General features: G+C 62.2%; 23 protein-coding genes. 12 read left to right on the plus strand and 11 right to left on the minus strand.

The window, feature by feature from the left end:
• Positions 1-117: 117 nt before the first annotated feature.
• The 4 genes from ACQ7C1_RS08295 (at position 118) to ACQ7C1_RS08310 (ending at position 5,580) form a co-directional block, all read left to right on the plus strand.
• A complete protein-coding gene (locus ACQ7C1_RS08295; RefSeq protein WP_430957943.1) occupies positions 118-1,992 on the plus strand; it encodes a potassium/proton antiporter in 1,875 nt (624 codons plus the stop codon).
• A 70-nt stretch (positions 1,993-2,062) separates the two neighbouring features.
• Positions 2,063-3,265: a phosphoglycerate kinase gene (locus ACQ7C1_RS08300; RefSeq protein WP_430957944.1), complete on the plus strand. Its 1,203-nt coding sequence runs from the start codon at positions 2,063-2,065 to the stop codon at positions 3,263-3,265.
• A 223-nt stretch (positions 3,266-3,488) separates the two neighbouring features.
• Entirely contained in the window at positions 3,489-4,514 is a 1,026-nt protein-coding gene (locus ACQ7C1_RS08305) for a class I fructose-bisphosphate aldolase (protein WP_085779354.1), read from the plus strand.
• A 142-nt stretch (positions 4,515-4,656) separates the two neighbouring features.
• Positions 4,657-5,580 carry a PhzF family phenazine biosynthesis protein gene (locus tag ACQ7C1_RS08310; protein ID WP_430957945.1) on the plus strand — a complete coding sequence of 308 codons (924 nt, stop codon included), beginning with the start codon at positions 4,657-4,659 and terminating at the stop codon, positions 5,578-5,580.
• Positions 5,581-5,608: 28 nt separating this feature from the next.
• On the opposite strand, the gene ACQ7C1_RS08315 is transcribed toward ACQ7C1_RS08310, so the two are convergent.
• Positions 5,609-5,773 carry a hypothetical protein gene (locus ACQ7C1_RS08315; RefSeq protein WP_097597303.1) on the minus strand — a complete coding sequence of 55 codons (165 nt, stop codon included), beginning with the start codon at positions 5,771-5,773 and terminating at the stop codon, positions 5,609-5,611.
• Positions 5,774-5,946: 173 nt separating this feature from the next.
• Here ACQ7C1_RS08315 and ACQ7C1_RS08320 point away from each other — a divergent pair, with 173 nt between their 5' ends.
• The 3 genes from ACQ7C1_RS08320 to ACQ7C1_RS08330 all read left to right on the plus strand — a co-directional run bounded on the left by ACQ7C1_RS08320 (position 5,947) and on the right by ACQ7C1_RS08330 (position 8,485).
• Entirely contained in the window at positions 5,947-7,227 is a 1,281-nt protein-coding gene (locus ACQ7C1_RS08320; protein WP_097597302.1) for an MFS transporter, read from the plus strand.
• 160 nt (positions 7,228-7,387) lie between these two features.
• Positions 7,388-7,579 carry a DUF1192 domain-containing protein gene (locus tag ACQ7C1_RS08325; RefSeq protein ID WP_097597301.1) on the plus strand — a complete coding sequence of 64 codons (192 nt, stop codon included), beginning with the start codon at positions 7,388-7,390 and terminating at the stop codon, positions 7,577-7,579.
• A gap of 390 nt (positions 7,580-7,969) precedes the next feature.
• Entirely contained in the window at positions 7,970-8,485 is a 516-nt protein-coding gene (locus tag ACQ7C1_RS08330; RefSeq protein WP_004679442.1) for a DUF1465 family protein, read from the plus strand.
• A gap of 134 nt (positions 8,486-8,619) precedes the next feature.
• On the opposite strand, the gene rpmE is transcribed toward ACQ7C1_RS08330, so the two are convergent.
• The gene (rpmE, locus tag ACQ7C1_RS08335; RefSeq protein WP_003566413.1) at positions 8,620-8,841 is read right to left on the minus strand and encodes a 50S ribosomal protein L31; all 222 of its coding nucleotides are present in this window, start codon (positions 8,839-8,841) and stop codon (positions 8,620-8,622) included.
• A gap of 192 nt (positions 8,842-9,033) precedes the next feature.
• Between rpmE and ACQ7C1_RS08340 the strand changes: the two genes are divergently transcribed.
• From ACQ7C1_RS08340 to ACQ7C1_RS08360, 5 genes are all read left to right on the plus strand, one after another.
• Positions 9,034-10,836, plus strand: coding sequence for an ABC transporter transmembrane domain-containing protein (locus ACQ7C1_RS08340; RefSeq protein WP_430957946.1), 1,803 nt, complete (start codon positions 9,034-9,036; stop codon positions 10,834-10,836).
• A gap of 139 nt (positions 10,837-10,975) precedes the next feature.
• A complete protein-coding gene (locus tag ACQ7C1_RS08345; RefSeq protein ID WP_430957947.1) occupies positions 10,976-11,968 on the plus strand; it encodes a Bug family tripartite tricarboxylate transporter substrate binding protein in 993 nt (330 codons plus the stop codon).
• A gap of 145 nt (positions 11,969-12,113) precedes the next feature.
• A complete protein-coding gene (locus ACQ7C1_RS08350) occupies positions 12,114-12,302 on the plus strand; it encodes a YegP family protein (RefSeq protein WP_430957948.1) in 189 nt (62 codons plus the stop codon).
• A 251-nt stretch (positions 12,303-12,553) separates the two neighbouring features.
• Positions 12,554-12,892 (plus strand): YciI family protein, encoded by a 339-nt coding sequence (locus ACQ7C1_RS08355; RefSeq protein WP_085779360.1) that lies wholly within the window; start codon positions 12,554-12,556, stop codon positions 12,890-12,892.
• A gap of 7 nt (positions 12,893-12,899) precedes the next feature.
• Complete coding sequence (locus ACQ7C1_RS08360; RefSeq protein ID WP_430957949.1) at positions 12,900-14,150, plus strand: RNA polymerase sigma factor; 1,251 nt, start codon at positions 12,900-12,902, stop codon at positions 14,148-14,150.
• Here the strand turns inward: ACQ7C1_RS08360 and ACQ7C1_RS08365 are convergent, their stop codons facing one another.
• From ACQ7C1_RS08365 to ACQ7C1_RS08405, 9 genes are all read right to left on the minus strand, one after another.
• Positions 14,151-15,182, minus strand: coding sequence for a peptidoglycan -binding protein (locus tag ACQ7C1_RS08365; protein WP_085779362.1), 1,032 nt, complete (start codon positions 15,180-15,182; stop codon positions 14,151-14,153). It abuts the gene before it with no gap.
• 3 nt (positions 15,183-15,185) lie between these two features.
• A complete protein-coding gene (locus ACQ7C1_RS08370) occupies positions 15,186-16,289 on the minus strand; it encodes a MotA/TolQ/ExbB proton channel family protein (protein ID WP_097597296.1) in 1,104 nt (367 codons plus the stop codon).
• A gap of 112 nt (positions 16,290-16,401) precedes the next feature.
• Positions 16,402-17,202, minus strand: coding sequence for an inositol monophosphatase family protein (locus ACQ7C1_RS08375; RefSeq protein WP_430957950.1), 801 nt, complete (start codon positions 17,200-17,202; stop codon positions 16,402-16,404).
• Positions 17,203-17,401: 199 nt separating this feature from the next.
• Positions 17,402-18,499 carry a protein-glutamate methylesterase/protein-glutamine glutaminase gene (locus ACQ7C1_RS08380; protein WP_430957951.1) on the minus strand — a complete coding sequence of 366 codons (1,098 nt, stop codon included), beginning with the start codon at positions 18,497-18,499 and terminating at the stop codon, positions 17,402-17,404.
• A gap of 8 nt (positions 18,500-18,507) precedes the next feature.
• Complete coding sequence (locus ACQ7C1_RS08385; RefSeq protein ID WP_430957952.1) at positions 18,508-19,365, minus strand: CheR family methyltransferase; 858 nt, start codon at positions 19,363-19,365, stop codon at positions 18,508-18,510.
• 26 nt (positions 19,366-19,391) lie between these two features.
• The gene (locus ACQ7C1_RS08390) at positions 19,392-19,868 is read right to left on the minus strand and encodes a chemotaxis protein CheW (protein WP_430957953.1); all 477 of its coding nucleotides are present in this window, start codon (positions 19,866-19,868) and stop codon (positions 19,392-19,394) included.
• Between the two features lie 2 nt (positions 19,869-19,870).
• Complete coding sequence (locus tag ACQ7C1_RS08395) at positions 19,871-21,679, minus strand: methyl-accepting chemotaxis protein (protein ID WP_430957954.1); 1,809 nt, start codon at positions 21,677-21,679, stop codon at positions 19,871-19,873.
• 237 nt (positions 21,680-21,916) lie between these two features.
• Positions 21,917-23,842, minus strand: a complete 1,926-nt coding sequence (locus ACQ7C1_RS08400; RefSeq protein WP_430957955.1) for a HAMP domain-containing methyl-accepting chemotaxis protein — start codon at positions 23,840-23,842, stop codon at positions 21,917-21,919.
• A 264-nt stretch (positions 23,843-24,106) separates the two neighbouring features.
• Positions 24,107-25,810, minus strand: coding sequence for a methyl-accepting chemotaxis protein (locus ACQ7C1_RS08405; RefSeq protein ID WP_430957956.1), 1,704 nt, complete (start codon positions 25,808-25,810; stop codon positions 24,107-24,109).
• Positions 25,811-25,831 lie beyond the last annotated feature (21 nt).

The following is a 25,831-nucleotide window of genomic DNA, read 5'->3' on the forward strand; positions in this document are numbered from 1 at the left end:
CCCTTCTATGCCGGTTTGCCGTTTACTGATGGATCGACGTGGAATGGAGGGGTTGAGACAGGCGGATCGGTCAGGGGTGGCCGCATCCGCAGATGCATTCGGTGGAAAGGGGTGGGCATGGAAGCGTTCTATATCGTGGTGCTGGTCGCGACGGCGCTCGTGCTTCTTGCCGCTTTTTCGAGCCTGCTCGCCTTCCGCTTCGGCGCTCCGCTGCTGCTGCTCTTCCTGATGATCGGCCTTGCCGCTGGCGTCGACGGGCTCGGCATCGAATTCAGCAACAACTATCTCGCCTATATTCTCGGCTCTATTGCTCTCGCGGTCATTCTGTTTGATTCCGGCTTCGGCACGCCGATGCAGGCCTTTCGGCTCGCGGCCGTGCCTTCTCTGACGCTCGCCTCGGTCGGCGTTCTGATCACCGCGTCGCTCTTTGCCGTCGCTGCCATGTGGCTGTTGAACTTCACCTGGCTCGAAGGCCTGCTGCTCGGTTCGATCGTCGCATCGACGGATGCCGCCGCCGTCTTCTTCCTGCTGCGCATCGGCGGCATCAACATCCGCGATAAGGTGCGCTCGACGTTGGAAGTCGAATCCGGCACCAACGACCCGATGGCGATCTTCCTCACCATCGCCCTTGTCGAGGTCCTGGCGAGCGGCGAGCGTTATGCCGGCATCAATATCGGCATGCTCGCCATGTTCGTGCAGCAGATGGGGCTCGGCGTCATCCTCGGCCTGCTCGGCGGCATGATGATCGTGTTGATCGTCAGCAAGCTCGATACAGATCGTGGCCTCACGCCGATCTTCGTGCTGGCGCTTGCCCTTCTCGTCTTCTCCTTCGCCGGCGCAGTCGGCGGCAGCGGCTTCCTCGCCGTCTATGTCGCCGGCATCTACGCCGGAAACCGGAGAATGCAGGCGCTCGGCACCATCAAACGCTTCCAGGACGGCATGACCTGGCTGGCGCAGATCATCATGTTCCTGGTGCTCGGCCTGCTCGCCACTCCATCACAATTTCCCGCCATCGTCATACCGGCCATCCTGCTTGCCCTCTTCCTGATCTTCATTGCCCGACCACTGGCAATCTGGCTGTCGCTGCTTCCATTCGATTATACGCAGCAGGAGATCGGTTTCGTCGCCTGGGTTGGCCTGCGCGGCGCCGTCTCAATTTTGCTTGCTATCATGCCCATCCTCGGCGGCCTGGAAAACGGTCAGCTCTTCTTCAACACCGCCTTCATCATCGTGTTGGTTTCCCTGCTCGTCCAGGGCTGGACGATCAAGCCGATCGCCAAGAGGCTCGGTCTGATCATTCCGCCGCGCATCGGCGCCGTCGACAAGGTCGAGGTCGATCTTCCGGGCGCTGCCAACCATGAGCTTCTCTCCTACCGTGTCATCAAGGATAGCCCGGTTTTGCGCGGCGAGCGCATTCCGCGATGGGCCACCCCTTCGCTTGTCATCCGCGACGGCAAGTCAATGCGTTATCAGTATGCCGGGCGGCTGCGCGAAAACGATCTGATCTATCTCTTCATCGTGCCAAGTTATTCCCGGCTGCTCGACCGGCTCTTCGCCAGCCGGGCGCCTGTCGATGAGGATGACGCCGAATTCTTCGGCGCCTTCGCGCTCTCGCCTGCCCGTCCCGCCGCCGATCTCGATGCCGCCTATGGGCCCGGCCTGCTCAACGAATCCGAGAAAGGCCTGACGATCGCGGAACTGATGCGGCAGCGCCTCGGCGGCAAGGCTGATTATGCCGATCGCGTCCGTCTCGGCTCGATCATCCTCATCGTCCGTGATCTCGACGAGCACGACCACATCACCTCCGTCGGCATGTCGCTCGAAGCGGTCGAACCGGCCACGACCCTGCCGATCTTCATCAATCTCAAGGACATCATCCAGCGCATCCGCGATAGGTTGAACGGACGCCGCAACCGCGAAGCGGCGGCCTCCGAAACCGTGCCGAAAGCATCGGCCGGACGCGACGAAGCCCGACGCGAAAACGGCCGTTGAACGCCTTGCGTCTCGAATGATCCTTGCTATGGTCGGCGCGACTTCCGCCAACCAAGACTGGATCTTCCCCATGCCTTCTTTCAAGACCCTCGACGATCTCTCCGACATCAGCGGCAAGCGCGTGCTCATCCGCGTCGACCTCAACGTCCCGGTCAAGGACGGCAAGGTTACTGATACGACGCGCATCGAGCGGGTGGCGCCGACGATCCTCGAACTATCGGGCAAGGGCGCCAAGGTGATCCTGCTTGCTCATTTCGGCCGGCCAAAGGACGGTCCGTCGCCGGATCTGTCGCTGTCCCTAATCGCCCCTTCCGTCGAGGAAGTGCTCGGTCATGCCGTGCTGACGGCCTCCGACTGCATCGGCGAGGCCGCCGCCTCCGCCGTTGCCGCAATGAAGAATGGCGATATTCTGCTGCTGGAAAACACCCGCTTTCACAAGGGCGAGGAAAAGAACGATCCTGACTTCACCAAGGCGCTTGCCGCCAATGGCGATATCTATGTCAACGACGCCTTCTCCGCCGCCCACCGCGCCCATGCTTCCACCGAAGGCCTTGCCCACCACCTGCCGGCCTATGCCGGCCGCACCATGCAGGCCGAGTTGGAGGCGCTTGAAAAAGGTCTCGGCAATCCCACCCGTCCCGTCGTCGCAATCGTCGGCGGCGCCAAGGTTTCGACCAAGATCGATCTTTTGATGAATCTCGTGAAGAAGGTCGACGCACTCGTCATCGGCGGCGGCATGGCCAATACCTTCGTCGCCGCGCGTGGCACCAATGTCGGCAAGTCACTGTGCGAGCATGATCTCGCTGAAACCGCCAAGCAGATCATGATCGAGGCCGCGACATCAGGCTGCGCCATCATCCTGCCGGAAGACGGCGTCGTCGCCCGCGAGTTCAAGGCTGGTGCCGCCAATGAGACGGTCGATATCAACGCCATCCCCGCCGATGCCATGGTGCTCGACGTCGGGCCGAAATCCGTCCAGGCCATCAATGCCTGGATCGAGCGCGCCTCGACGCTCGTCTGGAACGGTCCGCTCGGCGCCTTCGAGATCGAGCCCTTCGATGCCGCAACGGTTGCTGCCGCAAAATACGCCGCCGAGCGCACGGCCGCCGGCAAGCTGACCTCCGTGGCCGGCGGCGGCGACACCGTCTCAGCTCTGAACCATGCCGGTGTTGCCGACGATTTCACCTATGTCTCCACCGCTGGCGGCGCTTTCCTCGAATGGATGGAAGGCAAGGAGTTGCCCGGCGTCGCCGTCCTCAACGCCGGCAAATGACCGCTGGGCGGATTTGACAGGTTTTACATGTGGATAGACCGCGGCGGCGAGAAGCTTTCCGCGGTCTTTTGCCCAAGCGTCGGAAAAATTCCCAGTTTTTCAAACGATTGAAATGATTTCAATCGTTTCAATGACTTAGCCTTCCATTTTCCTCCCTATAAACTTCTGTTATCGCCGTCCTATATTCTTAAACCGCCGATGTTTCATGCTGTGGAGAGAACGAATGAGCGAACGACTGGAAGACATTGCAGTGCAGATGGTTGCAGGCGGCCGGGGACTGCTTGCGGCTGATGAATCGACCTCCACCATCAAGAAGCGTTTCGACACGATCAATCTCGAATCGACCGAAACGAGCCGCCGCGATTACCGCGAGATGCTCTTCCGCTCCGACGAGGCGATGAAGAAATATATTTCCGGCGTCATCCTCTTCGAAGAGACGCTCTTCCAGAAGGCCGCAGACGGCACGCCTTTCGTCGACATCATTCGCGCTGCTGGTTCCATTCCCGGCATCAAGGTCGATACCGGCGCCAAGCCGATGGCCAAGTTCCCGGGCGAAACCATCACCGAAGGCCTCGACGGCCTCGGCGAGCGCCTTGCTCGCTATTATGAGGCCGGCGCCCGTTTCGCCAAGTGGCGCGGCGTCATCGCCATCTCCTCGACCCTGCCGACCCGCGGCTCGGTTCGCGCCAACGCTCAGGCGCTTGCCCGGTACGCGGCCCTCTGCCAGGAAGCCAAGATCGTTCCGATCGTCGAGCCGGAATGCCTGATGGACGGCAAGCCAGGCGACCATAATATCGACCGCTGCGCCGAAGTCACCGAATCCACGCTGCGCATCGTTTTTGAGGAACTGGCCGAAGCCCGAGTCAGCCTCGAAGGCATGATCCTGAAGCCGAATATGGTCATCGACGGCAAGAATGCCCGCAAGGCCTCTGTCGCCGAGGTCGCGGAGCGCACCGTGCAGGTGCTGAAGCGCACGGTCCCATCAGCGGTTCCGGGCATCGCCTTCCTCTCCGGCGGCCAGTCGACCGAAGAGGCAACCGCACATCTTTCCGCCATCAATGCCACGGCCGACCTGCCCTGGTTCGTCACCTTCTCCTACGGCCGCGCCCTGCAGGACAGCGCGCTCAAGGCCTGGAACGGCAAACCGGAAAATGTCGCCGCCGGCCAGCGCGAATTCACGCACCGCGCCGAAATGAACAGCCTTGCCGCCAAGGGCAGCTGGCAGAAGGATCTGGAAAAGGCAGCCTGATTATAATGAGCCTTTAATCGCCTGCAGGAAGGGGCGGCAACGCTATGTTGCCGCCCCTCCTCATTGTCTCGGCGACAAGATACCGCTTCGCCTGTCGAAAAATCGTGATTATTCATAAAGGCTCGCCGAAACAGGAGCCGCTATGGATACCATCCCCTACGTCACCGTCGATGTCTTCACCTCCACGCGTTTCGAGGGCAATCCGCTTGCCGTCATTTCCGATGCGCGCGGGCTCAGCGATGCAGCGATGCAAATGATCGCCACCGAATTTAACTATTCCGAAGTGACCTTCGTCGTGCCGCCGGAGGATCCTCGCAATTCGGCCCGGGTGCGCATCTTCACTCCGACGATGGAAATACCATTCGCCGGTCATCCGAACGTCGGCACCGCCTGTGTACTCGGCCGGCAGGCGGAGATCTTCGGCAAGCCAGTTGGCGAGAAGCTGCGTTTCGAGGAACAGGCTGGCATCGTCGAAGTCGCCCTCAAACGCAGCGGCGGAAAGGTCGCGGCCGCCGCCATCCGCGCGCCGCAGCCGCTGACAATCGGCGATGTCATTGCCGAGGAAACTATCGCCCGCTGCATCGGGCTCGAACCCGGCGCAATCGTCAAGACTAACCACGCCCCGGTCTTTGCCTCGGTCGGTCTGAACTTCGCCATTGCCGAGTTGAGCGGGCTTGAAGCGCTGGCAGCCGCCCGACCGGACCTTGCCGGATTCCAGGCGGCTGCCGGCCACCAGACGACGAGCGGCCATGACTTCTCGCTCTTCGTCTATGTCAGGACATCTGAAGATCCGTGGAATATACGCGCTCGCATGTTCGCGCCGCTCGATAACGTGCCCGAGGACCCCGCGACCGGCAGCGCTTCCGCAGCCCTCGGTGCCTATCTCGTCACACTGACGGCGGAGGCCGACATGAACGTCCGCGTCACGATCGAACAGGGCGTGGAAATGGGCCGCCGCAGCACCATCGCCCTTGATGTCACGAAGTGCGATGGCACCGTCACTGACGTCGTCATCTCGGGAAGCTGCGTTGCCGTGATGCGCGGCGAAATCATCCTGCGGGACTAACGCCCGCATCGAAGCTCGAATCCGAGGCTTACATCAAGAAATCGCGCGACAGTAGCGCCATCGCCCATATGCCGAAGGCGATCAGCGCGATCTTCCAGAAATCCATCCGCCGCCGGAGGCCGGGAAGCCCGAGCGGCTTGATCACCTGTATCGCCATGGCAAGGATGAGCAGCAAGGCTATCAGCTTTGTCATGCTTTATTTTTTCCGTTTTTCGGAATGTCACAGGACGGACATTTTTCCGCGCGAACAAGAGGATCTCGACACGCCGTAAAGACATTCCGGGGCACAATCAATCATCTTGAGACTGGGCTGACTGAGGTCGTGCCTTATGTCCATCGTAAATCGTTAAGACCGAGTCTGGGGAAATGAAGAGAAATCTGCTGTCCGTCGCCGCGCTGCTCTTTGGCACGCTCTTCCTTTTCATGGGCAATGGTCTGCAGGGCATCCTGCTTCCCGTGCGCGGCAATCTCGAAGGCTATGCCACGACGACGCTCGGTCTGCTCGGCACCTCATGGGCGGGCGGCTTCGTCATCGGCTGCCTGGTGGCGCCGAAACTGGTGCGCCGCGTCGGCCATGTCAGAGCCTTCTCCGGCTTCATCTCGATCATCGCCATCATCGCACTGGTCAGCGGCATCATCATCGATCCATTCTGGTGGGTGATCTTGCGCGCGGTGACCGGCTTCTCCACCGCCGGCACGTCGATGATCATCGAAAGCTGGCTGAACGAGCGCGCCAGCAACGAGAGCCGTGGCGCGATTTTCTCGCTCTATATCGGCATCACCCTGCTCGGCGTCGTCGGCGGCCAGATGATGATCCCGCTCGAAGATGTGCGCACGCCGGTGCTGTTCATGATCTGCGGCATCTTCTATTGCATCGCCATGCTGCCGACGACGCTTTCGACCGCGGCCTCACCACAGCCGCTGAAAGCTGTGCGCCTCGACCTGCCGGCGCTCTACCGCAATTCGCCCGTGTCCTGCCTCGGCATCCTGCTCGTCGGCATTGCCAACGGGGCTTACGGCACGCTCGGGGCTGTCTTCGGCGCCGGCGCCGGCCTTTCCGACACCAGCATCGCCGTCATGATGAGCTCCACCATCTTCGCCGGCGCCATGATGCAGCTGCCGGCCGGCCGGCTTTCTGATCGCATCGACCGGCGCTACGTGCTCGCCGCACTGTCGGCGATTGCCGCCATCGCCGGCTTGCTGATCTTTCTGCTTCACCCGACATCCCCTGCCTTGCTGATCGGGCTCGTTGTCCTCTACGGCGCGGTGGCCAACACGCTCTATCCGATCGCTGTGGCTCACGCGAACGACTTCGCGGCGTCGGAGGATTTCGTCAAGGTCTCCGGCGGCCTGCTGCTGCTCTACGGCATCGGCACAGTCATCGGCCCGACGCTCGGCGGCCCGGTCATGTCGGCAATCACCCCGCATGCTCTTTTCCTGGTCACCGCCGTCGCTCATGTGCTGATCACCGTTTACGCCATCATCAGAAGCCGCATCCGCGCGGCCGTCCCAGTCAGCGACCGCGACGCCTATACGACGATCCCGACCGGCACTTCGCCGATGCTGACGCCGCAGAGCATGTCGCTGGCCGATCGCGGCACAGGCAAATCTCCCGAAAGCAGCGATCCTGCTGTAAAGTTCGGTTAGGCCCTCTCTACAAAAGCCGCACTGCGGTTTTCGCCCTGGCTCGGGAAAAATAAAAATGGGGAGGGCGAGGCTGGATTTGGGCCGGATCGACCTAAATTCCGATTCCGTGTCGGCCGCATTTTTCGGCATTATGCTGCCGGCAGCAAAAGGAGGAAAACCGATGAGCTTTATCGATGACGACCGACCGCAGAAGAAAACCGCCCACGAGATCGGCGCCGATCTCTCCATGCTTTCAGTGGATGAGTTGAAGGCGCGAGTGGAATTGCTGAAAACCGAGATCGCCCGGCTCGAAGCCGAAGCTAGCCGCAAGGCATCCGGGCGGCAGGCCGCTGAAAGCTTCTTCCGCTCGTGATCCGCTAAAAGCCTCCGAAAACAAGAGCATGGGCAGGAAAATGAGCCAGCCTCAAGTCTTCATTCGGCACAATGTTAATAAAATATTAAGCTTTATAAGGTATTACTGTACTCATCCAGGCTTTCTCTGGATCTCAGACAGTTTTCCAAGCGGTGAATTGGTCTGATTTTTCTCCCTGTTTTACCTTGAGAGCCGCTTTTGCGGCTCTTCTTTTTGCTGCGGCCGGCGCATTTCCATGAAACTGTGGAGATTAACCCTTTCTTAAGAAACGGCTTGCGCATTTGCGCTAATGATACCATCTTAAAGTCATAAAGACCGGACGCGGAAACTTTTCCGTCAACCCCGGCGTTACCTGACCATAAGTAGCTGCGTGCAACAGGGACTATTGCGATGTCGGAAGTTGGATTGAACACGATCAGTTTTGCGGGCCGCGCGGCTGCATCCTCACAGTTCAAGGCACTCTATGCCGAAGGCATGTCGCTGGTCGAAGAGACGGCCGCCTATCTCGACGGCCAAGGCCGCGCAGCCTCCAAGGTTCTGCCGCGCATGGCATCCGTCCTCTACGCCGCGGAATCGATGCGGCTGACCACCCGCCTGATGCAGATGGCCTCGTGGCTGCTGCTGCAGCGCGCCGTCAACAATGGCGAGATGTCGCGCGACCAGGTGCTGGCCGAGAAGAACAAGGTCCGCCTCGACGGCTTCAACGTCGACCGCGCAGCACCCGGCTGGGGCGATCTGCCGGAATCGTTCCGCGACCTCGTCGAGCGCTCCCTGCGCCTGCAGAACCGCATCGCGCTGCTGGATCGCGAAATCTATCGTCCGGCCGAAGCCGTGATCGTTCATGACAATCAGAACAGCGTCCAGGCACAGCTTTCGCTGCTGCAGACGGCCTTCGGCAACAACTGACCAGAGCTGCTAAATCCATATGGGCCGGCTGCGCAGTGCGCGGCCGGTTTTTTGTTGCCGCTGCGCATGTTCTGCCAACGCAAAAAAGCCCGGCAGAACCGGGCTCCTTGCGAAATTTCGTCGAGCAAAAGCGATTAGAGACCGAGGCCGCCGAAACGCTTGTTGAACTTGGAAACGCGGCCACCGCGGTCCATGAGCTGCTGGTTGCCGCCCGTCCAGGCCGGATGCGACTTGGAATCGATTTCGAGATTCATGACAGCGCCTTCCGAACCCCAGGTCGAGCGGGTTTCGTATTCGGTGCCATCGGTCATGACTACCTTGATCATGTGATAGTCGGGATGGATGCCTGCCTTCATAACAATCTTCCTGCGATACCGGAGTTCAATTTGCCGCATGCAGTTGCGGCCACCGAACCGATTGAATAAATGAAGCCGCAGTCGTGATGGCTACGGCTTCCCATTAGGATGCGGTGCCTATACATGAAGGACGCCGGGATAACAAGAGCCAACAGGCCGCATTAGCGGGTCCTGCAGGCGATCGGAGACGATTTGGCAGAACAGGCACGGGCTGAGGAAAACAGAAGGCGGTCGCTGCGGCCACTCGGCAGGCTGATGCCTTATGTCATGCGTTATCGCGGGCTGGTGGCCGGCGCGCTGATTTCACTGGCGCTCGCCGCCATGACCTCGCTGGCGCTGCCGCTCGCCGTGCGCCGCATGATCGACCACGGCTTCACCGAGTCCGACGGCAGCTTCATCAACAGCTACTTCGCTATGCTGATGGTCATGGCCGTCGTGCTCGCGATCGCGAGCGCGTTGCGTTATTATTTCGTCATCACCATCGGCGAACGCATCGTCGCCGATCTTCGCCGCGACGTCTTTAACCATGTGACGCGGCTGTCGCCCTCCTTCTTCGACGTCAACCAGTCCGGAGAGATCGTCTCGCGGCTGACCGCCGATACGACGCAGATCAAGTCCGCCGTTGGCGCCACCGCCTCGGTGGCGCTTAGGAATCTCATTCTCTGTCTCGGCGCCTTGGGCATGATGGTCGTCACTTCGCCGAAACTGTCGAGCCTCGTCATCGGAGCGATCCCGCTGATCGTCTTCCCGCTCGTCGCCTTCGGCCGCTCGGTGCGTAGGCGTTCCCGCGCCGCTCAGGACACGCTTGCCGAAGCGTCCGCCTTCGCCAACGAGACGATCGCCGCGACCCGTACGGTGCAGGCCTTCAACGGCGAGGACGCCGCAGCGAGACGTTACGCCGGCACCGTCGAATCCGCCTACGAGGCCGCCCGCGCCGCCATCCGCTCGCGCGCACTCTTGACCGGCATCGCCATCACGCTGATCTTCGGCAGCGTCGTCGCCGTGCTTTGGGTCGGCGCCCACAGCGTGCTGGCCGGCACGCTGTCTGCCGGCACGCTCGGCCAGTTCCTGCTTTATGCCGTCATCTCCGCGGGATCGCTCGGCGCGCTGTCGGAGGTCTGGGGCGAACTCTCGCAGGCGGCCGGCGCCGCCGACCGGCTGACCGAACTCCTCGACGAGGTGTCGCCGATATCAGCCCCCGCCAACCCCGAGGCTCTCCCTTCGCCCAGCCGCGGCCGCGTCGAGTTTTCCGACGTGCATTTCGCCTATCCCTCGCGCCCCGGCAAATCGGCCCTGCATGGCTTGGACTTCGCTGTCTCGCCGGGCGAAACCGTAGCGATTGTCGGCCCCTCCGGCGCCGGCAAGACCACAGTCTTTTCGCTGCTCTTGCGCTTCTACGATCCGCAGCAGGGCAGCGTGGCGATTGATGGTGTCGATGCGCGGTTGACGACACCTGACGAGTTGCGCCAGCGCATCGCCATCGTGCCGCAGGACGTCACCATCTTCGCCGCATCGATCCATGATAACATCGCTTTCGGCCGTCCTGGTGCATCGCGTGAGGAAGTCCGCGCCGCAGCGCTTGCCGCCCAGGCCGACGAATTCATCGCCCGGCTGGATAACGGCTATGAGACCGAGGTCGGCGAACGAGGCGTCACCCTCTCCGGCGGCCAGCGACAGCGCATCGCGATTGCCCGCGCCATCCTGAAGAACGCGCCCGTGCTGCTGCTCGACGAGGCGACCTCCGCGCTTGACGCCGAAAGCGAGACGCTGGTGCAGAAGGCGCTCGACGGCCTGGTTGACGGTCGCACGACACTGGTCATCGCCCATCGCCTGGCGACGGTGCTGAAGGCCGACCGCATCCTCGTCATGGATCAGGGACGCGTCGTCGAGGAAGGCACGCATCAGAGTCTGATCCGCCACGGCGGCATCTATGCCCGCCTCGCCCGGCTGCAGTTCGACGCCGCCAATGAGGATGTGCTCGCCGCCGCTAAATAGCCGGCGGGCGACTCTGGTCGCGCGCGACTAAAGTCTGGCTTCGGATGCGCCTCCCTGCGGTTGTCTTTCCCGCCTCCTGCCCTACCCTCTTCATGCCCCTGGGTGGGGATTGCTGTTGAAATCGTGGGAGGAGATAGGAATGGCGCTTTCCAACATGACGCGACGCAAGGGCCTGGCGCTCGCTCTTGGCCTGACTGCAATGCTGGGACTTGGCAGGTCAGCCGTTGCCGCGGATTTTCCCGAGCGCGCCATCACCATGGTCGTGCCCTTCGCGGCCGGCGGCTCGACCGACGTCGTCGCCCGCATCGTCGCGCAGAAGATGTCGGAAGATCTCGGCCAGCAAGTGATCGTCCAGAACGTTGCCGGCGCCGGTGGCAATCTCGGCGCCGGCAACGTCGCTCGCGCCGAGCCCGACGGCTACACCATTCTGATGGGCACCGTCGCGACCCACGCCCTCAATCCGCTGATCCTGAAATCGACGCCCTACGACCCCGAGAAGGATTTCGCGCCGGTCTCGCTGCTCGTCGTCGTGCCGAACGTACTGGTCGTCAATCCGGAATTACCGGCAAAGACCGTGCAGGAACTGGTCGCGCTGCTGAAAGCCGAGCCCGACAAATACAGTTACGCCTCGTCGGGCAACGGCACGCCGCTGCATCTTTCCGGTGAGCTCTTCAAGTCCATGGCCGGCGTCAGCATGCAGCATATCCCCTATAAGGGCGCCGGTCCGGCATTGAACGATGTCATCGGCAACCAGGTGCCGATCATGTTCGACAACCTGCCCTCCTCCTCCAGCCACATCAAGGCGGGCACGCTGAGGGCGCTGGCGGTGACGACCGCCGAGCGGGCGCCCTCCTTCCCCGACGTGCCAACGATCGCCGAGTCGGGCATACCGGGCTACGAGACCTATACCTGGAACGCGCTTTTTGCCCCAGCCAACACGCCGGGCGAGGTGGTGACGCGCCTCAACGCCTCGGCGAACAAGGCGCTCAAAGACCCGGCCGTTGCCGAACGCATGAAGGAATTCAGCGCCACCATCGTCGGCTCGACGCCCGAGGAACTTGCCGCCCACGTGAAGGCTGAGCTCGCCAAATGGGGGCCGGTCGTCAAGGGCGCAAACATCCAGATGGAATGATGCGAGGACATTTGCCTGGTATCTTCCGCGCAGCGCTGATTAGCACCAGTTGAACTCAATCCTCATTAAGGCAGTGGAAAAGCTCGGCATTTTGGTCTAGCCTCCTCGATGCTGATGGTGCAATTCAGCGTTTCGGGAGAAATCCATGTATAAATTCGAAGTCTACAAGGATAAATCAGGCGAATTCCGTTTCCGCTTCAAGGCACCGAACGGGGAAACCATGTTCAGCTCCGAGGGTTACAAGGCGAAGGCGTCCGCCCTGAATGCCATCGAGTCCATCAAGAAGAATACCTCCGGCGCCGAGATCGTCGACCAGACGAAGGCCGAAGCCTGAGCGGCATGGCACGGGCGGCATCAATGCCGCCCTGCTTTTTTGCGCCCTCGAGCGGCGCTGGTGTCTTAGAGACCGGCTCGCCTGTTTGTGATTTCCGGCGCGATTTTTCTTTTTCAAATATTTTTTCAAAGCCATGTCGAAACGACCGGCGATCGCGCCTCATTGTCTCGGAACGGCTAGCCGCTCCACCAGGCTAGACGGCTTTCGCCGGTGGCCTGGATCAACGCCAACAACGATATCAGGAGTTTTCCATGCAATATGCCCTCATCATTCGCGAAGCGCCGGAGGATTTCGCCCGCCGTAGCGATCCGGCCTATCGCGACGGCTGGGTTGCCTACACCCAGGCGCTTGTCCAGGCCGGGATCATGACCGGCGGCGCGGGGCTGACAGCCCCCGAGACCGGCACGGTCATACGCCGCAAGGGCGAGGATCACGATGTCCAGGACGGTCCCTATCCGGAAGGCAAGGAGCAGCTCGGCGGCTTCTATCTGATCGAGGTCCCGGACATCGACACCGCGCTCGAATGGGCTACCCGTATTCCAATCTCCGACAAGGGTTCGGTCGAGGTGCGCCCGCGCCTGCAGATGTGAGGCGGCAATGCCGCCCGATGCCGGACGCGCCGCCGAACAAGTGGCGCGACAGTCCTATGGCAGGCTGATCGCCTTTCTCGCCGCCCGCTCGCGCGACGTGCCGGCGGCAGAAGACGCATTGTCGGAAGCGCTGGCTTCGGCCCTGCGCGTGTGGGCGGAGCGCGGCATTCCCGCCAATCCGGAAGCCTGGCTGCTGGTGGCCGCCCGCCGCAATCTGATGCAGGCGGCCCGGCACCGAACTGTCGAGGCCAACGCACAAACGACGATATCACTCGCCCTCGAGGAAGCGGAGGCACGAATGAACGAGGCCGGCAATTCCGTCTTTCCCGATGAACGCCTGAAGCTACTCTTCGCCTGCACCCATCCTGCCATCGACAGCTCCGTGCATACGGCGCTGATGCTGCAGGCGATTCTCGGCATCGAAGCCAGAACCATCGCACGGGCCTTCGTCGTTTCAGCGGAAGCGATGAGCCAGCGGCTGGTGCGGGCCAAGGTGAAGATCCGTGATGCCGGCATTCCCTTCACCATACCACCTCGGCCCGCGCTGCCTGGGCGGCTTGCCGCCGTGCTTTCGGCGGTCTACGCCGCCTACGGCCTCGGATGGGATGGTCTCGATGGCGAGGAAGCGCACCATTCGCTTGCCGGCGAAGCGATCTGGCTCGGCCGGGCGCTTCTGACGGTACTTCCGGATGAGCCGGAATCGATCGGCCTCCTCTCGCTGATGCTTCACTGCGAAGCCCGCCGTAGCGCCCGGCGCGACGGCAACGGGCGTTATATGCCGCTGGATGAGCAGGATCCGGCCGGCTGGGACGCCACCATGATCGCGGAGGCGGACGCGCTGCTGCGCAAGGCCGGAAGCTTCAACCGTTTCGGCCCCTATCAGTGCCAGGCGGCGATTCAATCGGTGCATGCGGCGCGCCGCCTTTCGGGAGTGACCGACTGGCAGGCGCTGACGACGCTCTATGCCGCGTTGCTGACGATGAAGCCGACGCTCGGCGCGCGCGTCGCCCAAGCAGCGGTGATCGGCCGGGCTTCACGCCCTGCCGAAGGCCTGACCCTGCTCGACAGGATCGATCCACGCGCGATCGCTGCCTATCAGCCCTACTGGGCCGTACGTGCCTTTCTTCTGGCGCGAGCGGGCGACGATGCGGCCGCGGCCGATGCCTACATGACGGCGGTCGGCCTCAGCGACAGCCCTTCTGTCCGAGCCTTTCTCGTCGATCGGCTCGCCGAAGCGCGGCGGACGACGTCGGGCTGATCATTTCTCGGTGAGCTTCAGCTCGATGCGGCGGTTCGTGGAACGGGCGTCCGGGGCATCGCCGGGTGCGATCGGCTGAAATTCGCCGAAGCCCGCGGCAACGAGCCGGTCCGCCGGCACACCCTGGCCGATCAGGAATTTGACGACCGAAATCGCGCGTGCCGAGGAAAGCTCCCAATTGTCGCGATAGCGGCCCGTTCCCGCAAGCGGCACATTGTCGGTATGGCCGTCAACGCGCAAAACCCAGTTGATCTCCGGCGGAATTTCTTTGGCGAGGTCGAGCAACGCCGCGGCAAGCTTCGCCATCTCCCCCTGCCCTTCCGGGTTGAGATCGGCGCTGCCCGAGGGAAACAGCACTTCGGACTGGAAGACAAACCGATCGCCGACGATACGAATGTTCTCGCGATCCGAAAGGATTTCACGCAGGCGACCGAAGAAGTCGGAGCGGTAGCGATTCAGTTCCTGCACGCGCGCCGCCAGCGCCACGTTGAGGCGACTGCCGAGATCGGCGATCTTGGTCTGCGAGACCCGGTCCTTCTCCTCGGATGCCTGCAGCGCCGCTTCGACCGCGGCGATCTGGCTGCGGAGTGCGGCGATCTGCTGGTTCAAGAGTTCGACCTGGCTCAGCGCCCGTTCGCTCACCTGCTTCTGCTCGTCGAGCTCCTGCGTCATGGCGCCGATCCGCTTTTGAGCCGCATCCTGGCCGCCCGAGCCGGCGTTCAGCAGCGCCTGAAGCCGTGAGCGTTCCCCTTCGGCAGTCGCGAGCGAAGCCTGCAGGTTGGCGACCGAATCCTGGAGATCCTGATTGCTACCCTTTTCGAGGGCCAGAAGCTGCGTCAGCTCGTTGATTTGGCTATTGAGGCGATTGAGCACCTCGTCGCGCCCGGTGATTTCGCGGCTTAGGATGAACTGCCCGACGACGAAGACGGTCAGCAGGAACATGATCGAAATGAGCAGCGTCGACAACGCATCGACGAAGCCCGGCCAGTAATCCACCGTGCGTTCGCGGCGGCGGTTGCGGGCAAGTGCCATAGCTTACTTGCCCTCGCTCTTTTCTGCATGGCTCGTGCGCTCGCGCAGGCGCTCGGACCGCTCGCCGCCCCGCTCCTGCAGGCCGATGCGCTCGGCCAGCCGGTCGAGCGTCCGGCGCATGGCTTTCGCCTCGTCCTGCTGCGCCTCGATCCAGTCACGCAGCATCTGCTGCTCGTTGCGCATATTCTTGACCAGACCCTGAATGCCTTCGGCAAGGCTTGCCATGGCAGCGACAGAGCGCTGGTTGCCGACACCGCCTTCTTCGGAGACCTTGCGCAGATACTCGGAAAGTGCGCGCATGTCGTCCGAGGAAGACCCGGCAACGGCGTCGAGCGCCGGCGCGAGATCGGAGCCGACATCGGTGACCGAGGAGAGCCAGTTTTCCAACTCCGTATAGAAGCGATTCTGCGCGCGGCCGGCCTGCAGGTCGAGGAAGCCGAGAATGAGCGAACCGGAGAGGCCGAGCAGCGACGACGAGAAGGCCTGCCCCATGCCGGAAAGCGGCATGGAAAGTCCCTCCTTCAGCGCCGAGAGCACGTCTCCCGTGCCGTTCGAGCCGGGATCGAGCGACTGGATGACGGCGCTGATCGAGCCGATTGTGCCGATGAGACCCCAGAACGTGCCGAGCAGGCCGAGGAATACCAGGAGGCCGATCAGGTAGCGCGAAACGTCACGCGATTCGTCGAGGCGGGTGGCGATCGAATCCAGAATCGAACGCAGCGCCGTCGTCGACAGCGCCACCGAGCTCTTGCGGCTGCCGATCAGCGCCCGCATCGGCGCAAGCAGCCGCGGGTTACGGTTGACCTTATCCGCGCTGCCGGCAGCGCGGAAGGAGTTGAACCAGCGCACTTCGGGGCGAAGCGCCAGCACGTGATTGAAAACAAGGACGATTCCGACTGCGAGAACGCCGAGGATCAGGCCGTTGAGGCCCGGATTGTGCATGAAGGCGGTCTGCGTCTGCCGAAAGAGGATCGCGGCAATGAACCCGACAATGACGAGGAAAAGCAGCATCGTCCAAAGGAAGGGCATGGGGCTCGAGAGCCTGTAGGTATAACCGCCGGCCGTCTTTTCGGTGGAGCCGATCTCCGCCACATTCACATTTTCCATAGGTCCAGCAGCCTCCGAACTCATTGCTGGCGGAGACTAGAGCAACATTGTGCCGAATTGAAGTATGCCGTGGCGAAAACCGTGACTTTACAACAGCCGGATTTTTATGCGCTCACTTGGCGGGAATCGGCCGCTTGATGACCTCGATCAGCGCCTTATGGACATGTTCGTTGCCCGCGACGATCGCGCCGCCCTCCAGAATGGCCGTTCCGCCATCCCAGTCGGTGGCGAAGCCGCCGGCTTCGCGGATGAGCAGGATACCGGCTGCCATGTCCCAGGGCGCAAGCTCCGCCTCCCAGAAGCCGTCGAAACGTCCGGCGGCGACATGGGCGAGATCGAGGGTCGGTGCGCCCAGGCGGCGGATGCCGGCCACTTCGCCCATCACGTGGCGCAGTTCGACCAGGAACTTGCCGTGATTGCGCTTGCCGAGCGCGGGCACGCCGCAACCGATGACGCAATCCGACAGCACGCGGCGCGCAGCGACACGCAGGCGCCGGTCGTTGAGGAAAGCGCCGCCGCCGCGCTCGGCAGTATAAAGTTCGTCGGTCGCCGGATTGAAGACGACGGCGGCAACGATCTCGCCATTGCGCTCGAGCGCAATCGAGACAGCGAAGGCCGGGATGCCATGCAGGAAGTTCGTCGTGCCGTCGAGCGGGTCGACGATCCAGCGATGCGCGCCGTCGGTGCCCTTGATCTCCTCGCTTTCCTCGCCCAGGAAGCCATAGGTCGGCCGCGCCTTCAACAGTTCTTCCCTGACGATCTTCTCGGCCTTGCGGTCGGCGGCGGAAACGAAATCGCCCGGTCCCTTCACCGAAACCTGCAGGTTCTGCACTTCGCCGAAATCACGCCCCAGCGATTTTCCTGCCTTGAGAGCAGCCTGAACCATGACATTGAGAAGAGCTGAACGGGCCATCGGCGCATTTCCTTGGGACTGATACGGGACGCGCGCTGCCAGGGGCGGGAAATGTCCCTGAACATGCATGACAGGCAGCGCTAGCAAAGATTGGCGGCCTCAAGACCACAAAATCGCGGAAATTTCAAGGGGAGGCACGGAGGGCTGCTCACAGGCCTGAAAAGCGTCGGCCTTATTTGCCATTGGAACTGGACCGGACTCAGAACTTCTGCTGCGTTATCAGGACTTCGCGGGCGATCTGATCGAGCGGCAGAATGCGGTCGACGCCGCCTTTTGCAATCGCCTCCTTCGGCATGCCGAAGACAACCGAACTCGCCTCGTCCTGGGCCACGGTATAGGCGCCGGCTTCATGCATCTCCAGCATGCCGCGCGCACCGTCGTCGCCCATACCCGTCATGATGATCCCCATGGCGTTCGAGCCGGCCGAGCGCGCCGCCGAACGGAAGAGCACGTCGACGGAAGGCCGGTGGCGGGAGACCAGCGGCCCGGTCTTCACGCTCACATAATAGCGCGCACCCTGGCGTTCGAGCAGCGTGTGCTTGTCACCGGGCGCGATCAGCACATGGCCGCGCAGCACCGGATCGCCGTCGGCGGCCTCCTTGACCTCGACCTCGCAGAGCCCGTTCAGGCGCTTGGCGAAGGCGGCTGTGAATTTCTCCGGCATATGCTGGACGATCACCATGCCGGGCGCATTGGCCGGCAGTTCCTCCAGGAATTCGCGCAGTGCCTCGGTGCCGCCGGTGGAGGCGCCGACGCAGACGACCATTTCCGTCGTCTTCGCCATCGCCCGCCCCGTCGGCGGCGGCAGCATGGCATCAGCCGTCAGTTTCTTAGCCGGCCCCTCGGCGGAAGCGGAGCGGATGGTTCCCGCGGCGCGGCGCACGGTCGAAAGCCGCGCCTGCGAGGCGCTTTTAACGACTTCGCGAATGCGCATGGCGTCGTCGGCAAGGCTGTCGGCGGCGCCGATCTTCGATTTCAGGATGACGTCGACGGCGCCCGCCTCCAAAGCCTGAATCAGCGTTTCCGAACCCGCCTCCGTCAGCGACGAGCACATCACGACCGGGATCGGCCGCTGCGCCATCAGCTTGCGCAGGAAGGTGATGCCGTCCATGCGCGGCATCTCCACGTCGAGCGTGATGACGTCGGGGACCTCGTCCAGCAGCCTGCGCGCCGCCACGAAAGGATCGGACGCCACCGCCATGATCTCGATATCCGGATCCTGCTCCAGCACATGGGCCAGCGTCTGCCGGACGCTGGCGGAATCGTCGATGATGAGAACGCGGATTTTCTTGCGCATGAATGCCTCTAGATCCGCTGGAACACCGTGTTCGAGACCTGTTTCAGCGGCAGGTCGAAGCCGGTGATCGACTCGGAGTGGCCGATGAACATGTAGCCGCCCTTCGCCAGGCACTCGCAGAGGCGGTTCAGCACGCCGGCCTGGGTCTGCTTGTCGAAGTAGATCAGCACGTTGCGGCAGAAGATGATGTTCATCAAGTCGCCGACGGGATATTTGTCGTCCATCAGGTTCATTCGGGCAAATCCCACCCTGCTGCGCAGCTTGGGGCTTATGCGCACCTCCTTGCGGCCCGGCTGCTTGGCGACCAGAACATATTTGCGCTGCAGATCGCGCGGCACCGGCGCGATCAGATCTTCCGGATAGATGCCGCGGCGCGCCGTCTGCAGCACGTCGGTGGAAAGATCGGTGGCCAGCACGCTATAGGAAAGATCATTGCGGCCTTCCGCGAATTCCGCCAGGACCATCGCCATCGTATAGGGTTCGGCCCCCGTCGAGCAGGCCGAGCTCCAGGTGCGGATGGTGCGCACGCCGTTATTGGCGATCGCCGGCAACGCCACGGTCTGCATATATTCGAAGTGCTTGGCTTCCCGGAAGAAGTCGGTCTTGTTGGTCGTCACCACGTCGATCAGGTAGACGGTTTCCTGGGCAAGCCCGTCCTGATTGAACAGGAACTCGCAATAATCGTCGAAGGTCGAATGATTGGTCGCACGAAGGCGGCGTCGCAGCCGGCCCTCGAGCATCGTCAGCTTGGTCGGCGGCATCTTGATGCCGCTATAGTCGTAGATGAACCGGGCAAGCTTATCGAAATTGCGCTTGCTGATCCGGTCACCTGGCAATTGGGTTTCCGCCATTGCTGCCACACTCATTGACGCAGTACTCCGTTAATGCAGGGTCAGGCGGCCGATTGCAGAGCCGAGGCGTCCTCGCGCGACAAGAGCCGCGCGAGATCGATGATGACGACGAAGCCGTTTTCGCGGCGAACGACACCTGCAATATAGTCGGAACGCCAGCGCACGCCGATATCGGGCGCCGCCTCGATCTGGTCACGCCGGAACGGCGTGACCTCGAAGACGCGATCGGCGACGAGGCCGAGAGTGAGCAGCCGGTTTTCCATCGGCACGTCGAGGACGAGCACCCTCGTATGTGGTGTGGGCTCGGTCTTCGTCATGCCGAGCTTCAATCGAAGATCGATCGTCGGCACCCCCTGCCCGCGCACGTCGCGCAGGCCGAGCAGATAGTCGGGACCGTTCGGAATCTTGAAAGCTTCCGCATAGTCGAGGATTTCCCGCACGACCTCGACCGGCACGGCGAAAATTTCCTCACCGAGGCTGAAGGTCACGAATTGCGCTTCCAGAGGTGTTGGAGCCATGATCAGGCGCTTTCCTTGAATTCGGCGTCCCCATCATCGGGACCGCCCATGGAGAGATCGAGAGCGAAACCCTTCGCCCGCGCTTGTTGCCCGGCGACGCTGTTGGCGGCCAGTTTTCTGACACCGAGCTTGCGGCCGGTGACGGAAGCCGAGCTTCGGACGGTCACCCTCGCGGCCGGCATGCGGGACTGGTGGTCGCTTGTGTTATCGACCTTGAAGAAGGCGATCGACGCCTGCATTTCTTCAGCCTGGCTCGCGAGCTCTTCCGAGGTGGCGGACATTTGCTCGGAGGCGCCGGCATTCTGCTGCGTTACCCTATCGAGCTGCTGGATCGCTTCGTTGATCTGGCCAGCACCGATATCCTGTTCGCGGCAGGCGGCGCTGATTTCGGCAACGAGTTCAGCCGTCTTGCGGATATCGGGCACCAGGCGACCAAGCATGTCGCCGGCGTCCTGAGCGGCCTGGACCGTATCGCCGGACATCGAGCTGATTTCGGCGGCGGCCGACTGGCTGCGTTCGGCATGCTTGCGCACCTCCGAGGCAACGACGGCAAAACCCTTGCCGTGTTCGCCGGCGCGTGCTGCTTCCACAGCCGCGTTGAGTGCGAGTAGATCGGTCTGCCGGGCAATTTCCTGGACGATGCCGATCTTCTCGGCAATGGTCCGCATCGCTTGCACGGCGCGCGATACCGCTTCACCGCTCATCTCGGCGTCCTTAGCCGACTGGCGAGCGATCTTTTCCGTCTGGGCGGCGTTGTCGGCATTCTGCTTGATATTGGCGGCCATCTGCTCCATCGAGGCTGAGGCCTCTTCGGCGGAAGCTGCCTGTTCGCTGGCGCCCTGCGACACCTGCTCTGAGCTTGCCGACAATTCCTGACTGCCGGCCGAAACATTTTCCGCTGCCGAGATCGCGTCGGCGACGACGCCGCGCAGGCGCTCGACCATCTGCTCCAGCGCAATACCGAGCGTATCCTTCTGCGAAAGTGGTTTCGGGGACACCGTCAAATCGCCGTCGGCGATCCGCGCCGCAATGTCGGCGGTGACGCGAAGGTTGTCCGTCATGGTGTTGATCATGTTGACCAGATCCTTGATCTCGTCGTTGGTCCTGATCTCGACCTTCTGGTTCAGGTCACCGATGGCGACGGCGCTTGCGACGCTCATGATCTTGCGCAGACCGCTGTTGACGCCAAGCGCGATCCACAACGCAGCCGCAAAAGCGATAAGGGAAGCGCCGATTGCGAGACCGATCAGCATGTTCTTCGTCGAACTATAGAGATCGTCGGTGTCGCTGTCGGCCTGCTTCATCGCTTTCTGCTGAAGCGTGACGAGGTTCTCAAAAACCTCTTCCAGCTCCGCTACGAGGGCGCGAACCTCTCCCAGCGAGAATGCGGTGGCCCCCGCCCTGTCGCCGCTTTCCTGAATGGAGGCGACTTTGCTGGACTCTTCGCCGAAGCGTTTCGCCAGTTCGATCAGCCTGTCCCAGGTGGGCTTTGCTTCGGCGGTTGCGAGCTGTTGGCCGCTTGTCGCGAGGGCGCGCATTTCATCCACGCTTTTTGCCGAATTCAGATAGTACTTCTTGACCGCTTCGGGATTCATTTCCAGAAGCGCGTTCTTCTGCCAGCGGACGGCATCGAGCTCGGCAGTCTTGGCTTCCAGAGCCAATTCCAGCCTTTTTGCGGGACCGGAAATAAGATCGCTGACAGCGTCGTTCAGTGAGCTGAGGCTCAAGATTCCATAGGCCGCGCTGCCCACCAGCAAGAGTATGACAAAGCCGAAAGCGGCTGCGAGTTTAAGTTTGATCGTAATACGCATCTCAATATTCCTCTCTGAGAGCGAGGCAATAAATATGGTCCAGGTGGCGCGGCATCATGCAGCAAAGAAATTCCGTCAGGCGATAACCTGTCACGGAGAGAACAAATAGACTCCCGCGCAGGCACCCCCAAGCGCCGGAAGTGTGCGTCATGGGCCATGTAGCTGGCCCACGACAGTTTCGAACGGAGATAGCGCTCATGCGCTTCTCCAGGGGACCGTTCTCCCCAAGGGGGAGCGCTAAGCGCTCTCCCTGAACTCGTCGTCAACGGTGTCGGGACCGCCCATCGACATGTCGAGGGCAAACCCCTTCACTAGCGCCTGTTGAGCAGCGACACTGCCGGCGGCCGGCTTTTTGGCCGCAGGCTTGCGGGCGGCGGCTGGAACGGGACTCCGCACCGTTGTCCTGGCAGCCGGCGCGCGGTCACGGCGGCTGCCCGTCGTATCGACCTTGAAGAAGGCGATCGAGGTCTGCAGTTCTTCCGCCTGGGAAGCGAGCTCCTCGGAGGTTGCCGACATCTGTTCGGAGGCGCCCGCGTTCTGCTGCGTCACCTTGTCGAGCTGCTGGATCGCTTCGTTGATCTGCGAGGCACCGATATCCTGCTCGCGGCAGGCGGCGCTGATCTCGGAAACGAGTTCCGCCGTCTTGCGGATGTCGGGCACCAGGCGGCCGAGCATCTCACCGGCATCGGCAGCGGCCTTGACGGTATCGCTCGACATCGAGCTGATTTCGGCTGCGGCCGACTGGCTGCGTTCGGCAAGCTTGCGCACTTCCGAGGCCACGACCGCAAAACCCTTGCCGTGTTCGCCGGCGCGTGCTGCTTCTACAGCTGCGTTAAGGGCCAGCAGATCGGTCTGACGAGCGATTTCCTGCACGATGCCGATCTTCTGTGCGATCGTGCGCATGGCGTCGACAGCCCGCGTTACCGCTTCACCGCTGGCTTCCGCGTCCTTGGCCGACTGGGGGGCGATCTTTTCCGTCTGGGCGGCATTGTCGGCATTCTGCTTGATGTTGGCGGCCATCTGCTCCATCGAAGCGGAGGCCTCTTCGGCCGAAGCGGCCTGTTCCGTGGCGCCCTGCGACACCTGTTCGGAACTTGCGGAAAGCTCCTGGCTGCCGGACGAGACGTTCTCGGCGGCCGAGATCGCGTCGGCGACCACACCGCGCAACCGCTCAACCATCTGCTCCAGGGCAAGGCCGAGCGCATCCTTGTCGGAGAGCGGCTTCGGAGACACGGTGAGATCGCCGTTTGCGATCTGGTTGGCGATCCCCGCCGTGGTCCTCAGGTTGGCGACCATGCTCTGCATCGCAATGCCGAGCGTGTCCTTGTCCGAGAGCGGCTTTGCATCCGTGGTCAGGTCGCCCGTGGCGATCTGGTCGGCAAGGGCGGCGGTCGCGCGCAGATTGGCGGTCATGGTGTTGACCGTATCGATGAGATCCTTGATCTCGTCATTGGTCCTGACGTCGACTTTCTGATTGAGATCGCCGATTGCCACGGCGTTTGCGACGCTCGTGATCTTCCTCAGACCATTGTTGATGCCGAGCGTGATCCACAATGCGGCGCCGAGCGCCACGAGCACGGCGATCCCGGATGCTGTGGTGAGGATAAGCTTGGTCGAATTGTAAAGATCGGTGTTGGCCTGATCGGTCGCCTGCATGCCCTTGCGCTGGATCTCGGTCAGGGAAGCGATCGCACCGGCCATATCGTCAGTCATCACTCTGAGATCGCCGAGCGAAAGCGCCAGCGCGCCTGATTTGTCGCCCCTTGCGTCAAGCTGCTGCAGTTCGGCAGATTTTTCCCGGAATTTCCCGCCGATCGTCCGCAGTTTCTCCCAATGAGGCTTGCCCTCCGGCGAGGCGATGGCGAGGCCGGCATCGACAGTGTCGAACAGGGTCTGCATCTTCTGGTCGGCTTCCTTATAAAAGCCGGCGGCGGTTTCGTGATCGGTCGAAAGCAGCGCGTTCTTCTGAGCGCGGATCGCATCGACTTCGGCAATATTGGCATTCAGCGCCAGCTCCAGGCGGCGCACCGGCCCATCGATCATATTGCCGCTAGCCTTGTCCAAAGTGCCGAGGCTCAGGCTTCCATAAATTGCGATGCCGATCAAAAGCAGCGTCATGACTGCAAAGGCAAGGCCCAGTTTGAGTTTGATGGTGAAACGCATGTGATACCCCGTTCTATGCGCCAAAGCGATGGATAGCGAGACGTTCCGGTCCAGGGAACGCCGAACTTCAGAGTGATGTGTCTGAAAGAGGGAAAGCGACTACATTCACTTCCCGGCAGCCGGACATTTATCGGTCGCAGCGCCAACGCCTACACGCGTTGGGGATATTCCGCCTCGGGCCACCGGGGCGGCCCGAGATATCCGATGAGGGCGAAGGCGCTCAGGTGCCTCGCCGGGAAACGCTATGCGCGTCTCAGGAAGCGTCTACGCGCTCTCCCGAAAATCGTCGTCACTGGCGTCCGGACCGCCCATCGACATATCGAGAGCAAAGCCCTTGAGACGCTGCTGCTGAGCCGAAACCGTCTGACCGCGGCCCTGGCTTTGGGCCTGCGGCGCAGGCTTGCGGGCCGGGGCCTTGACCGCCTTGGCTGAGCCGTTCGCCCGCATCTTCTGGGCGCCGGACCGCGCGCTGCCCGTCGTATCGACCTTGAAGAAGGCGATCGAGGTCTGCAGTTCTTCCGCCTGGGAAGCGAGCTCCTCGGAGGTTGCCGACATCTGTTCGGAGGCGCCCGCGTTCTGCTGCGTCACCTTGTCGAGCTGCTGGATCGCTTCGTTGATCTGCGAGGCACCGATATCCTGCTCGCGGCAGGCGGCGCTGATCTCGGAAACGAGTTCCGCCGTCTTGCGGATGTCGGGCACCAGGCGGCCGAGCATCTCACCGGCATCGGCAGCGGCCTTGACGGTATCGCTCGACATCGAGCTGATTTCGGCTGCGGCCGACTGGCTGCGTTCGGCAAGCTTGCGCACTTCCGAGGCCACGACCGCAAAACCCTTGCCGTGTTCGCCGGCGCGTGCTGCTTCTACAGCTGCGTTAAGGGCCAGCAGATCGGTCTGACGAGCGATTTCCTGCACGATGCCGATCTTCTGTGCGATCGTGCGCATGGCGTCGACAGCCCGCGTTACCGCTTCACCGCTGGCTTCCGCGTCCTTGGCCGACTGGCGGGCGATCTTTTCCGTCTGGGCGGCATTGTCGGCATTCTGCTTGATGTTGGCGGCCATCTGCTCCATCGAAGCGGAGGCCTCTTCGGCCGAAGCGGCCTGTTCCGTGGCGCCCTGCGACACCTGTTCGGAACTTGCGGAAAGCTCCTGGCTGCCGGACGAGACGTTCTCGGCGGCCGAGATCGCGTCGGCGACGACGCCTCGCAGGCGTTCGATCATGATGTTGACATTGCCCAGAAGCTCGCCGATTTCGTCATGGCTGGTGATTTCGGCCATTTTCGTCAGGTCGCCTTCAGACACTTCGCGAACCACGGTGTTGGCGCGGCTGAGGCCTTTGCTAATCGTGCTGGCGATCCAGAAGGCGGTTATCGCGGCAATCAGCAGTGCAACGGCAGCGACGGCGATCATCGTCGTGCGTGTCGTCCCATACTGCGTGTCGGCATCGGCGTCGGCGGCCTTCATGCGCTGCTTTTCAAGCGACAGAATCTCGGCGAGTGTCGAGTCGATATTGTTGGCAGCAGCCCGCGCCGTCGTGATGGAGACGTTGTTTGCACCCTCCGCGTTGCCGCTCTTCACGTAGTCGCGGATCTGGTCGTCGGCTGCGTTGAAAGCCTTGGAAAGCTCGGCGATGCGCGTCCAACGCGCCTTGCCTTCTTCCGTGGCAAGCGTCAGCACTTGATTGAAGGCGTCACTGAAGTCCTTGCGGGCCTGGTTGCCCTTGTCGATCGCCGCGGCCGCTTCATCGGCGCCACGGGCAGTGAGCAGGTTCTTCTGCTGACGGATGGCTTCGAGCTGCGCGATGTTGATCTGCTGCGCAAGATCGAGGCGGGCTGCCGGGCCGGCAAGAAGATTGCCGATCGTATCGTTCAGTGATCCAAGGCTGAAAATGCCATAAGCAGCAGTGCCCAATAACATGAGAATAATAAAGGTGAACGCCGTCACCAGTTTCGTCTTGATTGTCAGTCTCATCGTCCCAAACCCCTCTTGGAT

Origin of the sequence: Rhizobium sp. Nf11,1 (genome assembly GCF_050587665.1) — a bacterium.
Classification (GTDB): domain Bacteria; phylum Pseudomonadota; class Alphaproteobacteria; order Rhizobiales; family Rhizobiaceae; genus Rhizobium.